The sequence below is a fragment of the Rivularia sp. UHCC 0363 genome (assembly GCF_034931125.1).
GTDB lineage: Bacteria > Cyanobacteriota > Cyanobacteriia > Cyanobacteriales > Nostocaceae > Rivularia.
In genome coordinates this window covers 1-13363 of sequence record NZ_JAYGHM010000112.1, presented here as the reverse complement: position 1 = coordinate 13363, position 13363 = coordinate 1, and the positions used below count along the sequence as shown (strand labels likewise).

Below are 13363 nucleotides of genomic sequence, written 5' to 3'. Positions count from 1 at the left end.
CGCACAGTGTATTAAAAAGAAGGCAGAGGGTAAAATGTACAAAAATATATTATCTTCCCCCTGCTTTTTTTCAGTAATCTCTAGGAGATTTCATGTTTGCGTTGAAACTTTTCGCTGTACTAGGTTGCGGGTTGATAGCTGGGGTGTTTTTCGCTTTCTCGACTTTTGTAATGAATGCTTTGGCTCGACTCCAACCATCTGAAGGTATTACTGCTATGCAAGCAATTAATATTACAGTAATTAATCCGCTATTCATGGGGGTGTTTTTGGGAACAGCTATAGCTTGCATCTTTCTTTTAATTTCTTTAATTTCAAAATGGCATCAGCCCGGTGCGGTTTATTTACTTGTAGGTAGTTTATTATATTTAGTCGGTACATTAGGAGTAACAATTGCCTTCAATGTACCGATGAACGAAGCATTGGCAAAAGTTGAGCCAGGTAATACTGACGGCGCAATCTGGGCTAATTACCTTGTTAACTGGACGCTTTGGAACCATGTCCGCACGATCGCAGCACTGGCAGCAACAGCATCATTAACAATGGCGATCGCGATTTAATTAGGAGGTTGATGTGCCAATTCTGAATAGTATAATAACCTTTGTCGTTCGTCTCATCTAAGGAGAGAGTCATTATGCAGATATTACTGCTTCAGCCATTTCACTTAACGTCGATGATGTCACAGCATCAGCCACCTTTGTGAAGAGACACTTCGGCTTTAGTGAAGATATGTCAGCCGACGGCTTTATATCCCACATTCCGCACCCTAATCTGTAGCACTCGGTTATCACGGGCAATACATTAAAAAAAGTATTAAATCGTACAAACATCTGGTTTTTTTTATTTAGTACACTGCGATCGCCATACAAAACTAATGTCAATAAGTCTCAACAAGAAAAGTATTGTATTTGAATGATAATTTATACTCGATATATAAATAAATGCTATATATAATCTAAAATTTGTTAGATATTAGTAATATTTATGGAAATAAAAATAGAAAAAAAGCATCGAAGTTAGGAGCTAAAAGTAATGAATCTTATAACTCCAATAATAAATAATTTGAGAAATAACTATATTAATTATTTAAGCTAACATTGATAGTATTGGCAGCATTCATTGGGTAGAAAATTGAGTATGTATTTCTATTTTCTGTAAGATTAGATATTTGCTTATCATTGTTTAATAATAGAAGGTGAATAGATTGAAAGCATTGGAATATCCATCTTAATGTAGAGCGTTCTGTAGGTTTACCTAATTGATTTTTAATAGTCGATTTTGATGATGAAAGAGCAGCGCGTATTTGTCGCTGTGCAAGAGTATAAACCAATAAACATAACGCCATTATCAAAGAAGCGAGCTTCTATTCTTTTTGGAGTTTTAAGAAAGACACTATCTGCGAAAAATAGGGGGTCTTTAAGAAAACCAAATCCTCTTTCACAAGACTGTTGAGCTTTATATTCAGAAATCATTTCTGAATTACTAAGTATGTTTTCATCCAAAACATTTGTGGCAAGAATAAAGCGTCCAGTGCTTTGAATACTATTGTTAATGGCATCTTCGTTTTTCGACAATGTTGCTTCTATTTGGAAAAAATGGTTTTGATTTTCAGTTTTACCGGATAATATCTTTTCATGAACATTAATATTATCCAAATGATGATATTTGATTTTTTGGGATAACTTTGATGCTGCTTTCATCGCATCTTCATAACAATTAAACTGTTCTCTTTGTAATTTTTTCAATTGCGAAGTAGCGCTAATTTCTGCGGAATGAATTCTTTTATCTAATTGTCGTAAGTCAGACTTCTTTCTAGCTTCACTTTCAACTATTAACCATCTTTGCTTAATCGAGGCATAACTACTTTCTTTCACAACATATGAGTAACCATTTATTTTACTTTTGATTAATTCAGAATAGTTTATACTTGAAACCAATTTTTTAGCTTCAGCTAGTGATAATGGTACGCGAGATAACCATTTAATATCAGATAATAATTTTAAATTTGCGGCAGTATATAAAGCACTATCCGCGACCATCAAACTATCAACTTCTATTTGCTTTTTAAAATCAACTAATATTTTACCAAAACTCGCTGAATCAGCCTCATTCCCAGATGTAGTTTTGAAAAAAATTGGTATATCTCCATCTCCAGAACATATCAAATCAATAATAAATAAATTGTTTCAAATCTGGTCTGTGGTCATGGGAGTAACCATATGTTATTTTTATTTCTTTTGGTTCTGTGCTTTCTATTTCTGGTTTGTTTACATCCAAATCTTTTCTATTGTTGTTATATTTACCATGCAGGTGAAAAGACGAATAATCTAGATGTTCAAACAATAATGATACATCAAATCTTTTGACTGCATTTAATGAAATCGCTAAAAAAACACTACTTAATTCTTGATTAAATAATTTATCCATTGTTCTACCCAACTTATCATCTTTGAGATATTCTGGTTTTACTCCTTCTGCAATTAAATGTTCACAAGGTCGGGTTTCAAAAAATTTTGAAAACATATACAGCGGTGCAGAAACGAAGCCTAAATAATTTAAAATTATTGCTTTTACAACATGACCAGAACTAATTTTTTCGGAAATATCTTCTCCAACTAAGTTATTAATTATTTCGACTAAACCAATTGAATCAATAATTCCGGCGACTATTCCCAAATGGTCAATATTTTTAATTTCAATTTCTTCGAGAGTAGACATAGCATCCTTATTATGTGAAAAACACCTTGCTCGTATTTTCACACTTTGTGTGCTTAAAAACTTATTAAAATCTGTTCTTTCTATCAGAAAAACTAGACGTTCAAGTAAAACCTACAATACTGGCTAATCAATACATAATTACTAAGATTAATAGTAATTTTCTCATTTAGTTTCAATAAATCTAAATTTCAAATAGTCTCTATGTACTATTGTTGGCGTTAGCTAATTTTTGAGGCTGTGGGGTGCGAAATGTGGGTATTAACAGTTCCTGCAATTGTTAATTCTTTGATTGTCTTGCCCTTTGCAGCAAGCTGTTGGGTTAGAAAACCAACTGATTCCTTATTCAAAACACCCAAAACCTGATTTCCAAGTTTTGCAAAAACGACAGGTGCTTTTCTGAAACCAGTTTGCTGCATATCGAGAGTAATATTCGCTTTCTCACCCTGCCAGTTATGATTAGCAAAAGCATATTGATTAATGCGATCAATCTGTAATTTATTCTCAGAATTTTTCAAACTGGTGATAATAACGCTGGTACTAGAGGAAGATGTGATACATGCGATCGCTTCACAACCAGGAAGCAAATGAGGCGATCGCGCATCAATAATTCCCAATTTTTTCCCTTCCACTGTCACCCAACGAGCAGTTTTACTTGATTCGCAGGGATTAGCAGCATCCTCAAACTTAATTGCGACTTTTTCCCCTACAAAGCTGATTTTCCGAATATGGGACGCAGTTTCGATTCTCTTGCACCATCCTTGAGAGGAGCAATTACATAATTTTTTATCGTCCAATTGAAAATGGTATTGAAGTTGAGCGGGTTTTGAGTGGCTACCGTGATTTTCATGCCTTGTTTCTAGATAATGATGGTTGAGCGATCGCACAGTTCCACAAACACACCCAAGCAAATGCGATACGAGAAGCGTCAAGCCTCCGGCTTATCGCACTCCCTACAATAACCCCAATTTTTTCCTAAACTCCTCATTCTCTGTCAATCAGTTAGTAACAGGCGTTATCGACCTACTCAGTAATAAATTGCTCGAAAGTAAGAAGTTTGGGTGGAGTATAGGTTATAGCTCACATTGTGAGCGGGAAATAGTTTTATTTTAGCGAAGCCGTGATAATCAACCCATAGCGATGGATATACGTTGATGTAAAAACGCAATTAATGAAAATATTGCAAGAATAAATATCTTGACAGCTTACTCTCGTTTTGAGAGTATGAATTTTAAGTTAATTAATTGTGTTGAATTAACTAGGGGGGGAATGCATCTAATCTCTATTCGCAAGCTTCGCATTGATACTAATCAATTTCCTGATGTCAAAAAGCAGGTTGAAGATTGGTACACAACTACTAAAAAAGCTGAATGGACGAATTTAGAGGATGTTCGCTTAATTTATAGGGATGCAGAAGCTGTTGGTAATTTTACTGTTTTTAACATAAAAGGTAATGCATATCGTTTAATTGTTGGGATAGACTATGAAAACCAGGTAATTTACTACAAATATTTTCTTACACACGCCCAATACGACAAAGATAAGTGGAAAAATGACCCTTACTTTTAATAGAAATACTTACCGCAATCTTCTTACAGAAGTTATTCCTGTTGCAATTGAGACAGAGGAAGAGTACGAGCGCGTTTTAAAAATAGTAGAGGAGCTAACTTTTAAGAAGAATCGCACTACTGAGGAGAAAGCTTTACATAAGTTACTTGTAATCTTAGTAGAAGCTTATGAGACAGAGAATTATCCAATGGAAGAATCTGCACCCCATGAAATTCTACAGCATATTATGGAATCAAGTGGAACCCGTCAAATTGATTTGGTCGGAATTATTGGCTCAAGTGGTGTAGTATCGGAAATCGTAAATGGTAAACGAGCGATTAGTAAAGCACAAGCTAAGGCTTTGAGTGAGTATTTTAAAGTATCGTCTAGCTTGTTTATTTGAGAAAAGAGAAAACACAGAATTACAAGCTCGTGCTATCAGCGTAAAGCTTGATAGCGGTCATTTGTGGGATCAAAGTGGGGAATAGGAAATGAATGCTCAAACTGCTTATGTACCAGACAAGCTACCTTTTCTAGAATCAATTTGCTGGCAGACTGCTAATGTTTACGAGTTTACTTTAGAGGAAATGTTAGGTCGTTATGAGCGGGGCTGGAAATATAGAAATTTGTTTAATAATCTGGGAGATGATGAACTTGAGTTTATCAAAAAAATTGCCGAGTTTTATGATTCCTGGTTGAAAGTTGAATTATGAACTTCCGATTAGAACATCATAATAAAATTCTTACAATACTTGAATGTCTAGACTTTGAAATTCTTAAAAAAGGCTCCAGCTATTTCGGTGGTGGAACTCTTCTTGCTCTTGATTTTCAAGAATACCGATGGAGTAATGATATTGATTTTTTATCTTCTGTTAGTACAGGAGGCTATAAATACTTAAGAACTGAAATATTTGACAACGGATATGAAATATTATTCCACGATATAAGTAAAATTAAAATAGGTCGTTCTACAACTGACCAGTACGGTATTAGAATGATTGTTGGAGTGGATGATATGCCTATAAAACTAGAAATTGTTGCAGAAACTCGTTTTCAATTAGATTTACCAAGATATACAGAATGGTCATCTGTTCCATGCTTAAGTTTAATTGACTGTTTTACCTCTAAGCTACTATCAAATTCCGATAGATATATGGACGATAGCATACAAGCTAGGGATTTAATTGATTTAGCAATTCTGAGATTAAATTATCCAATTCCTCAATCTTCAATAGATAAAGCTGAAAATGCTTATGAAGTTATACGACCTTTAAAAAAAGCCATACAAAATTTTCATTCTAGACCTGATTATAGGGAAAAATGTTTTACTTCTTTACAAGTAGAGAAAGCCCAAATTCCTAAAATCATTGATGGGATTGATTTACTTTCCCAAGATTTGGGCTTGCCTAATATACAAAGAACTTTTCAAGAGCAACATGATATATTTGATGACTTATTTGACTCGTAATACATTAAATTCAGTCAATATTAGTTGACAATATTACAAAGAAAGGCAGGAGGCAGAGGACAGAGGGCAGAAAGTCAAAAGTATTAATTAAAAATGCGCGTTCTGAGTTTAGAGCTTCGGTAAAAAAAGAAACAATATCTTGAGACGCACAGCGCGATAAATATTTATGTCCTTAATTTCAATAAGAATGCTTTTAAGCGTGAGTCCCTTCTGCATCCTGCCTCCTGCCTCCTACATAGCTGCCTTCTGAATTTTTGATATGATGCCAGGAGTCTTTACTAATTCATGTATAGTAAAAATACTTACAATTCTTACGTAATAAGTTTTTTACCACATTATCATTTCTGATAATCTGGCAGCAGAATTCGTAACAATACCTAAAATAGTACCTGATTATCCCGAGCCGGATTACACGTAAGAAAAACAAGTAATTTCGGTTGGAGTGAGCATAGGAGTAGTTGAACGAAATAATAAGGTTTTCAGTAAAGTGAGCATAGGAGTAATTTAACGAAATAATAAGGGTTTCAGTAAAGTGAGCATAGGAGTAGTTAAACGTAATAATGAGGGTTTCAGCTAAGTGAGCATAGGACTAAAAAACGAAAAGCTAATGTTTAAGCGTGATTTATTGGGGTAAAATTGGGGTAGGATAGTTTTGAATAGCGTGAAAGTACTGAAAAATTGTAGTTTTTTGATTACTGAAAATCCTCGTGTCACCAGTTCAAGTCTGGTTCCTGGCATTACTGAAAATTCGATGTTCTTGCTTACAGGGTAAGAGTTTTGGAGGACGACTTAAAGAAGGTGTAACCAAATTATTGGATATCTTTAGGTCGATTTGGATAAAAAAATGGTGTAAAGATGGTGTAATCCTTGTGTACACTAGAATGTAGATTACACCTTCATTACTCATGGCTTCTAAAACACCAACTGGCAGAGCTTCTAAAGGTTCTGTATCGGTAATACTTTCTAATGGTCGTTTGCAGCTGAGATTTCATTTCGCTCGCAAGCGATATTATATTTCTACTGGTTATCCCGATACGCCGCATCATCGGAAGTTAGCCAAATTGAAGGCTTCGGAAATTGAAAAAGATATTTTGTACGAGCGGTTTGACCCCAAGGATTTAGGCAAATATAAGTCAGAATTTGACAACCGGCATATTACACCATCTTCTACACCATCTCCCTCTCAACCAACTCTGCCGCAGTTGTGGGAGAAATATACGGAATTTAAGCGTTCAAGCCTATCACCGAGTACTTTAGCTAAAGATTATACTAAAATCGCTCGCTGCATCGAATCACAGTTACCAAGTAAGTCCTTAAATGATGCCATTGCAATCCGTGATTGGTTGGTTGCTAATAAAACAGCGAATTCAGCTAAACGGATAGTCACCCAGCTAGCAGCTTGTTGCCAATGGGCGCTAAAATCTCAGATGATTAGTCACAATCCGTTTTTTGGAATGGCGAGTGAAATTAAAATTCCTAAAAGTCAATCTGATGCTTCGGATATTAATCCTTTTAGTTTAGAAGAAAGGGACAAGATTATTCAGAGCTTCAAAAATAATAATTCTTACAACTATTATGCCCCGTTAATAGAATTTCTTTTCATGAGCGGATGTAGACCATCGGAAGCTGTTGCTTTGCAATGGAAGCATATTTCAGATGACTTTAGTACAATACGATTTGAGCAAGCAGTAGTCGAAGCAGAGAACGGGCTAGTTTGCAAAAAAGGATTGAAAACTCAGAAAAAACGTTCGTTTCCAGCAAACGAGAAGCTTGCAGGATTGCTAAAGTCTATCAAGCTAAAAGATGCTAGCGGAGAGACAAAAGTATTTCCTTCTCCCAAAGGTAAATGGATTGATGTCCATAACCTTACTACGAGAGTATGGCGTTCGGTGCTTCAAGAATTAGAAGACACTATTGAGTATCGTAAACTTTATCAAACCAGACATACTTTTATTACAGCAGCATTGGAAACACCGATTCCTACCTCGGATGGAAGAACCAAGATGCTCGATGCAAAGGATGTTGCTAAATTAGTTGGAACTAGTCCTAAAATGATTTATGAGCATTATGCAGGAGCGAGTAAGGAATTGTTTGTGCCAGAGTTTTAAATAGTTTTATGAATTTTACAGCCATATTATCCGAAATGATAATGTGGTGAAAAGCTTGTAATGCAAGGATTATAGCAATTTAAAATATGATATGTGTGTTTATCCACCAGTGGGAATATTCCCGACAAATCCGCATTGCTAAATCATATATGGTACTACAAAGAAGCTGATTCTAATTCTGCTCGTAAATCGGAATGGTTTGGAAGTCGCTTCGCACTCGACAATTTAAAAGCTGCTTTCTGTGCAAGGCTAAATGCAATTATTTCCAAGGTGAAAGTAAATCTACTTGCAAATGAAGAAAGATATTGTTTTACCGCTCATGTAGGATTTTCAGTCCGAGTAAATTCCCTGTCATATAAGTATTTCAGTCGCTAAAATCAGTTTTACACCATCTTTACACCATTTAGTATTTAGCGAGTTCACCAATGCGATTAAAACTCATGTTCCTTTCATAGAAAGCTTTTTGCGATAATTACTTAGACTTTTTTACGGCTTCAAATTAGATTAGCAAATAGTAATAAGTAAATATAGTTACCTCGCTTTTTTAGTACTGTCAGTATTAAATTAATTTTATTGCGAATTCTACAATTGCTATATTCTGCAAGAAAAACTACGCGCTAATCCTACATCTTACTAAAGCAAGAAATTTCAGTAAGAAGCTATGAGAGTTTACTAAATAATTAGCAGAACAAAGTACAATTGAACTAAGTTGAGTGAAATAGATTTAATTTTGAATGAGCCTCGAAAACTCGTAATTACTGATTTAGCCAAGGGTTTACCAGCTATTACCCCTTCCTTTGGGGCTGCCTTGGCAGAAGCTTGTGCGGTATGCTTGGAGGAACAGAAACATTCCCAGGGTGCGGAAATCACTGTTAATGGAGATTTTGACGCTAAATTTGAGCTATCCTGGCAACCAGTTACCGAACAAATGTTACGCTGCTGGAATGATGAGGAGTTTACAACAGAACAAGCAGCTTACGGTATTGCATTTTTAATTGTTAGAGAACTAACTGATTTAACAGTAATTGAACGCTCTCGGAAAGGTACGGGATTTGATTACTGGTTAGGCACTACGGACGTAGATGAAGGGCAACCATTTAAAAATAAAGTTAGGCTTGAGGTATCTGGTATACGATGCATGGTGATTCAAGCCGTGTTAAAGCTAGAATAAAACAGAAAAAGGAACAAACCGAAGTCTCAGATGGTCAGTTTCCTGCATATATTATCATTGTCGAATTTAGTACACCTCTATCTTATGTAGAAAGAAAATGAGTCAAATTCAAGAAAAACATACTACAGCGATGGATTTGGCGGAAGCAGCTTTTACTGCTAAACTTCAAGGTAACTTAGAACAAGCCTCGCAACTTATTCGAGAAGCATTTGAGAACGAGCAAGCTACTGCTGCATTAATAGCCGATCAATTAGATGCAGAACCAAGTCGTTCCATTTTACATCGCAGCGCGGCAACTCTTGCTGTAGATTGTGGAGAATTTAAAGTAGCAGAACGTTTAATCGCAACAGCTTTATCGGGAAATCCTCCTGAAGAAATCGCTGAAGAATTAAAGGATTTATTTATTCAAATTAATTTACGTCCATACTTAGAACGCAAGGGTATAAATATTGATAATGAAAAAATTAATGCTTTAATTTTAAGAGTAAATAATTGATAAAAACAAACATTTATGATGGCGGATGCCAATTGCTCTCAATCCATAACGCTCTTGCTTCTGTTAAATAATCATTATTTAGTCGTAAAGCAATTACGGTTGCTCTAAGAGTAGGTGTTATACCAGCAATATGGGTTCCACCATTCACCCAATTAAAATGTTCTTGCCAGGATTGTTTTCTTGGGTTAAATAACGCAACTAACTGACTTGTCTTTGGGTCAATCGCGTGGGTTTTTGCGCCAATAAAAATTCATTACACCGATAACAAGAAGCTGCCAAATTCTCGGATTCATCTCCACCACCAGCAGTTTTAGGAAAAATATGCTCCATAACCAATGGCATTCCAATTAATCGAGAGTTAGTTTGGCAATACTCACACCTATAATTAGCCCGAGTTATAACTTCAGAACGAATTTTGTCAGAAATAGCCATGAACTAAAGGGGCATTTCATTCAGATTTGGTATTTTGTGTCCTCGCCAGCGGAGAACTGACCAAGCATAAGCTTTTTGTAACATTAAACGGTCTGCTTTTGTTCTTAAATCACTAAGTTCTTGACGTTCGCTCTTGTTTAGTTCCTCGACTGTGCTATTTTTCTCCAATAATTCTGTGTGGCGTTTTTGCTGCTCCGAGGTGATTTGACTGTTGGCGATCGCCAATAATTCCTCCAGATCCCAAATTTGCATTTTCAGAAGTTCTTCCTGAATTTCGACTGGTGCATTGTCGGGTGTAGGGGGTAAGTTGCTGACGATGCTTTGGGCTACTAGGACTTCTAAGGGCTGCTGAGTTGCGCGAGCGATAAGAGCTAATTGTTGAAAAATAGCTTGTGGGAGTTCAACCGTGACTTTTTGCGTTGCCATTGGTTGTTAGATGTTGCTTGTTTTTATTACTTTTAATATTAACATTGCCAAAACTATCTGTTCTTCTTGAGAATAGCTTGTCTTATTAAAAAGTCAATTATAGAAGAATAATTTAACGTAACGCGCTTTTATAGAGTTTCTAAGCCGGATTAACTTTCTTATGCGCTCTATGTAAAAGGTAAAGCTATAATTAGCATACAAGACAAGCTGACAGGACAAAACCCCAGGCAATGGCAGAATTAACAATTCAAGTTTCCGATGAACTAGCTCAGCGTCTAGAACATGGCGCAAAATCGTTTACCCGAATTGCTATGGCAATTGTTAGATGTTGCAAATTTACCGACAAACATAAGTAAGACAGTTAAAACTGAGCCTACAGATATCCCCTTAGTTTATCAAGAAGTTCTTGACTTTTTAATTAAGCGCCCAACACCAGAAGAAATAATTGCTTTTAAAGTTTCACCTCAAGCTCAGTCGAGATTAGAAGAATTATTGTCAAGAAACCGTTCCACTACACTTAATTCAATGGAATTAGCTGAACTAGATGTTTACGAACAGTTAGAGCATATGATGATTTTGTTAAAAGCAAGAGCTTTCAAACGCAACGAGTAAACATGACTTCTGATTATATTTCTACAAAATTACGTAAACTTGTTCAAGAAAGAGCGAATAAACGTGCTTGTATATTGTCTGCTTCTTCAAGATTTTTCTATTTATACACATGAGGTAGATCATATTATTGCAATCAAGCATGGTGGTGAAACCATTTTAGATAATTTGGCACTTTCATGTCTATCTTGTAATCGCCATCTTCGGCTCTGACTTTGCTACATTAGATCAAACGACTAAAGAAATTGTTCCCTTGTTTAATCCACGTCGTCAGATATGGGATGAACATTTTTATATTAAAAATGCGAATATCGAAGGGAAAACTCAAATTGCTCAAGCAACTGCAAGACTACTTCAAGAAGAATGTTCCGGCAGCGCGTACTTCAACGACAAGTATTGATTAATCAAGGACAGTATCTATAAATATCAAAATTAAATAATTTATTATAAATATTTTTACTTCTCCAACAACCCCGCTTTATGCAACCGCGATATTAACCCAGGACGTTTACTATAATCTTTTTGTATTTTTATGATGACGCTTTTTTAGCTATCCCTTGATGTGTCACTTTATCGCTTTTTACTTTCTAATATACCCAGTCTTTTTAAATTTAATCCCACCAATAAGAAACAACAACCGCATCCCGTTGTTCCTTTTTCTCATTTCCCCATAGTGCTTCTTCAAATCGATATCTCAGCATACGTTTGAGTCGATAAGTGTATTCTGCATCTGTTCCATCGGTTACTTCTACGCAATCTGCTTGCCACTTTTTACCCAAATCTACAAGTTGGGATACTTTGGAGTCTTGATTTTCACTCAAAACATATAAGGTATCTGCGGGATAAGCAATGAAATGGATCATACTGGTTTCTGGCATTGGACGATAGTTAGCCATTGCAACGAGGGTATCAATTACACCACCAAAACTCAAACCATTTTGATCTGGGGCAAAAATCGGTTTTGTAAATAAAAAGCTTTCCCATAAATCATTATTTTGCGATAAGTCACGAATAACTTGTTCCCCGTCAAAATTATTGAATTTACGTTGCCAAGCCAACGCAGCAAATAGTTCTTGAGGAGAATACGATTCGGCTATCGTTTGGATTTTAGTTAATTCCGGCATAGATGAATGATAGAGGCTTCACTTTGTCAACATTACAATACAAATATACTATACATGAAAAATGGTCTAGCTCAGATAAGCTTGAATCGTTACAAGCTGCATATGAGAGAGTATATTGATAATGTTGCAAGATTTGGCTGGTTGCTAGATACACAACCGCGACGTGTAGAAATTTATCGACCGGGTTATGCTGTGGAAGTATTAGAAAATCCCGATTCGTTATCTGGTGATAAAGTATTACTAGGTTTCGTCTTTAATTTACGTCGGGTGTGGGGCTGAGGATGAAGTTGCAGTTATTGTAATGGCTAACTTCGACAGGAATGGCACAAACCATTATCAAGATCGGTTGCGATCGCAAGGCAACAATAACAAAGATTGAGGTAATCTGTGTGACCATCTAGAATTTCTCCAGAGTTGCAATCATAAATTCTAGATGCAATATCGACGATTTGAGTAATCACTTGCTGAGATTTTTGCAGTCCGATAGTATTTAATACTTCTTGATCATTCAACAGTTGAATAATATCGTTGAGCATACGACTTCCACTATGATTGGACATAAAATCTCCTCCAGTTTCAATGCTTGGCACAAAAATTGAATACATTGACTGAATAATAGCATAAAATAGTACAAAAAAACTATTTTAACTGTGATGCTCATGCGATCAACCGCACGACTGCGCCGAACTCTTTCACCGTAAGGTGTTCTCGATGGGTAGAGCATTCCGTTTGCGTTCCTGGGTCGCGTGTGGCTCAGCGTCTTGAAGAGAAGGGTTATAGCCTACGACAGGTGCAACCGCATCATTGCATCAAACCTGTAACGCCAGTAGATATCTCTGCATAGTGCTTGTTGCTATAATTTTACGGTTTCCGAAGCGCTCTAACTTACTCTTAGTTTTATTACTGAGCGCAGAAATCAATCTAGATTCTCAAACAGCGAAGAAAAATTTTATATCGCTATTTGGTGTTCGGTTAAGCTAAAGAGTTGTATCAAAAGTAATCGGAATCTATTTTTTCTGCCAGAATTAATATCAGTACCATTTTAAATTTCAAATGACTGATAGTTATTCGCTGAAATTTGAAGATTCGCAAGCTGCCTATGCTCTCAAAAACCGCCAATTTAGCTCATATGAAAGCTATGAAGCCAGACTGTCCCTATTTAATTTATCAATATTGGCTGACTACGACCAATTAGTATGTCTGGCGGAACTTTACAATATTGACAAACACTGGTACCAAATTGAAACTGCTAAGAAAGTCATCAAACAA

The 13363-nt window shown here is 35.9% G+C and carries 18 protein-coding genes and 2 pseudogenes; 14 read left to right on the top strand and 6 right to left on the bottom strand.

The window, feature by feature from the left end; genetic code table 11:
* Positions 1-92 precede the first annotated feature (92 nt).
* Positions 93-557, top strand: coding sequence for a DUF1772 domain-containing protein (locus tag VB797_RS33605; RefSeq protein ID WP_323242139.1), 465 nt, complete (start codon positions 93-95; stop codon positions 555-557).
* A 531-nt stretch (positions 558-1088) separates the two neighbouring features.
* Here VB797_RS33605 and VB797_RS33600 read toward each other — a convergent pair.
* A pseudogene (locus VB797_RS33600) lies at positions 1089-2715 on the bottom strand (IS1634 family transposase).
* Between the two features lie 218 nt (positions 2716-2933).
* Positions 2934-3644 (bottom strand): hypothetical protein, encoded by a 711-nt coding sequence (locus tag VB797_RS33595; protein WP_323242138.1) that lies wholly within the window; start codon positions 3642-3644, stop codon positions 2934-2936.
* A gap of 337 nt (positions 3645-3981) precedes the next feature.
* Here VB797_RS33595 and VB797_RS33590 point away from each other — a divergent pair, with 337 nt between their 5' ends.
* The 8 genes from VB797_RS33590 (at position 3982) to VB797_RS33555 (ending at position 9503) form a co-directional block, all read left to right on the top strand.
* Positions 3982-4281, top strand: coding sequence for a type II toxin-antitoxin system HigB family toxin (locus VB797_RS33590; protein ID WP_323242137.1), 300 nt, complete (start codon positions 3982-3984; stop codon positions 4279-4281).
* Positions 4265-4663, top strand: coding sequence for a transcriptional regulator (locus VB797_RS33585; RefSeq protein WP_323242136.1), 399 nt, complete (start codon positions 4265-4267; stop codon positions 4661-4663). Before VB797_RS33590 ends, VB797_RS33585 begins: the two co-directional genes overlap by 17 nt.
* Positions 4664-4751: 88 nt before the next feature.
* Positions 4752-4973: a hypothetical protein gene (locus VB797_RS33580; protein ID WP_323242135.1), complete on the top strand. Its 222-nt coding sequence runs from the start codon at positions 4752-4754 to the stop codon at positions 4971-4973.
* Positions 4970-5728: a nucleotidyl transferase AbiEii/AbiGii toxin family protein gene (locus VB797_RS33575; RefSeq protein WP_323242134.1), complete on the top strand. Its 759-nt coding sequence runs from the start codon at positions 4970-4972 to the stop codon at positions 5726-5728. Before VB797_RS33580 ends, VB797_RS33575 begins: the two co-directional genes overlap by 4 nt.
* Before the next feature lie 905 nt (positions 5729-6633).
* A complete protein-coding gene (locus VB797_RS33570) occupies positions 6634-7836 on the top strand; it encodes an Arm DNA-binding domain-containing protein (RefSeq protein WP_323242133.1) in 1203 nt (400 codons plus the stop codon).
* 135 nt (positions 7837-7971) lie between these two features.
* Positions 7972-8211 carry a hypothetical protein gene (locus VB797_RS33565; RefSeq protein WP_323242132.1) on the top strand — a complete coding sequence of 80 codons (240 nt, stop codon included), beginning with the start codon at positions 7972-7974 and terminating at the stop codon, positions 8209-8211.
* A 355-nt stretch (positions 8212-8566) separates the two neighbouring features.
* Entirely contained in the window at positions 8567-9007 is a 441-nt protein-coding gene (locus tag VB797_RS33560) for a hypothetical protein (RefSeq protein ID WP_323242131.1), read from the top strand.
* A gap of 97 nt (positions 9008-9104) precedes the next feature.
* Positions 9105-9503 carry a hypothetical protein gene (locus tag VB797_RS33555; RefSeq protein WP_323242129.1) on the top strand — a complete coding sequence of 133 codons (399 nt, stop codon included), beginning with the start codon at positions 9105-9107 and terminating at the stop codon, positions 9501-9503.
* A 198-nt stretch (positions 9504-9701) separates the two neighbouring features.
* On the opposite strand, the gene VB797_RS33550 is transcribed toward VB797_RS33555, so the two are convergent.
* Together VB797_RS33550 and VB797_RS33545 are read right to left on the bottom strand one after the other, a co-directional pair.
* Positions 9702-9935, bottom strand: coding sequence for an HNH endonuclease (locus VB797_RS33550; protein ID WP_323242127.1), 234 nt, complete (start codon positions 9933-9935; stop codon positions 9702-9704).
* 3 nt (positions 9936-9938) lie between these two features.
* The gene (locus VB797_RS33545; protein WP_323242126.1) at positions 9939-10361 is read right to left on the bottom strand and encodes a hypothetical protein; all 423 of its coding nucleotides are present in this window, start codon (positions 10359-10361) and stop codon (positions 9939-9941) included.
* A 282-nt stretch (positions 10362-10643) separates the two neighbouring features.
* Here VB797_RS33545 and VB797_RS33540 point away from each other — a divergent pair, with 282 nt between their 5' ends.
* The 3 genes from VB797_RS33540 to VB797_RS33530 all read left to right on the top strand — a co-directional run bounded on the left by VB797_RS33540 (position 10644) and on the right by VB797_RS33530 (position 11370).
* Positions 10644-10973, top strand: a complete 330-nt coding sequence (locus VB797_RS33540) for a hypothetical protein (protein WP_323242125.1) — start codon at positions 10644-10646, stop codon at positions 10971-10973.
* 63 nt (positions 10974-11036) lie between these two features.
* The gene (locus VB797_RS33535; RefSeq protein WP_323242124.1) at positions 11037-11183 is read left to right on the top strand and encodes an HNH endonuclease signature motif containing protein; all 147 of its coding nucleotides are present in this window, start codon (positions 11037-11039) and stop codon (positions 11181-11183) included.
* Positions 11184-11223: 40 nt separating this feature from the next.
* Positions 11224-11370: a hypothetical protein gene (locus VB797_RS33530; protein WP_323242123.1), complete on the top strand. Its 147-nt coding sequence runs from the start codon at positions 11224-11226 to the stop codon at positions 11368-11370.
* A gap of 211 nt (positions 11371-11581) precedes the next feature.
* Here the strand turns inward: VB797_RS33530 and VB797_RS33525 are convergent, their stop codons facing one another.
* Positions 11582-12094 (bottom strand): hypothetical protein, encoded by a 513-nt coding sequence (locus VB797_RS33525; RefSeq protein ID WP_323242122.1) that lies wholly within the window; start codon positions 12092-12094, stop codon positions 11582-11584.
* 6 nt (positions 12095-12100) lie between these two features.
* Between VB797_RS33525 and VB797_RS33520 the strand changes: the two genes are divergently transcribed.
* The gene (locus tag VB797_RS33520; protein ID WP_323242121.1) at positions 12101-12373 is read left to right on the top strand and encodes a hypothetical protein; all 273 of its coding nucleotides are present in this window, start codon (positions 12101-12103) and stop codon (positions 12371-12373) included.
* Between the two features lie 26 nt (positions 12374-12399).
* On the opposite strand, the gene VB797_RS33515 is transcribed toward VB797_RS33520, so the two are convergent.
* Entirely contained in the window at positions 12400-12654 is a 255-nt protein-coding gene (locus VB797_RS33515; RefSeq protein WP_323242120.1) for a hypothetical protein, read from the bottom strand.
* A gap of 493 nt (positions 12655-13147) precedes the next feature.
* Here VB797_RS33515 and VB797_RS33510 point away from each other — a divergent pair.
* A pseudogene (locus tag VB797_RS33510) lies at positions 13148-13363 on the top strand (ATP-dependent helicase); the annotation flags it as partial.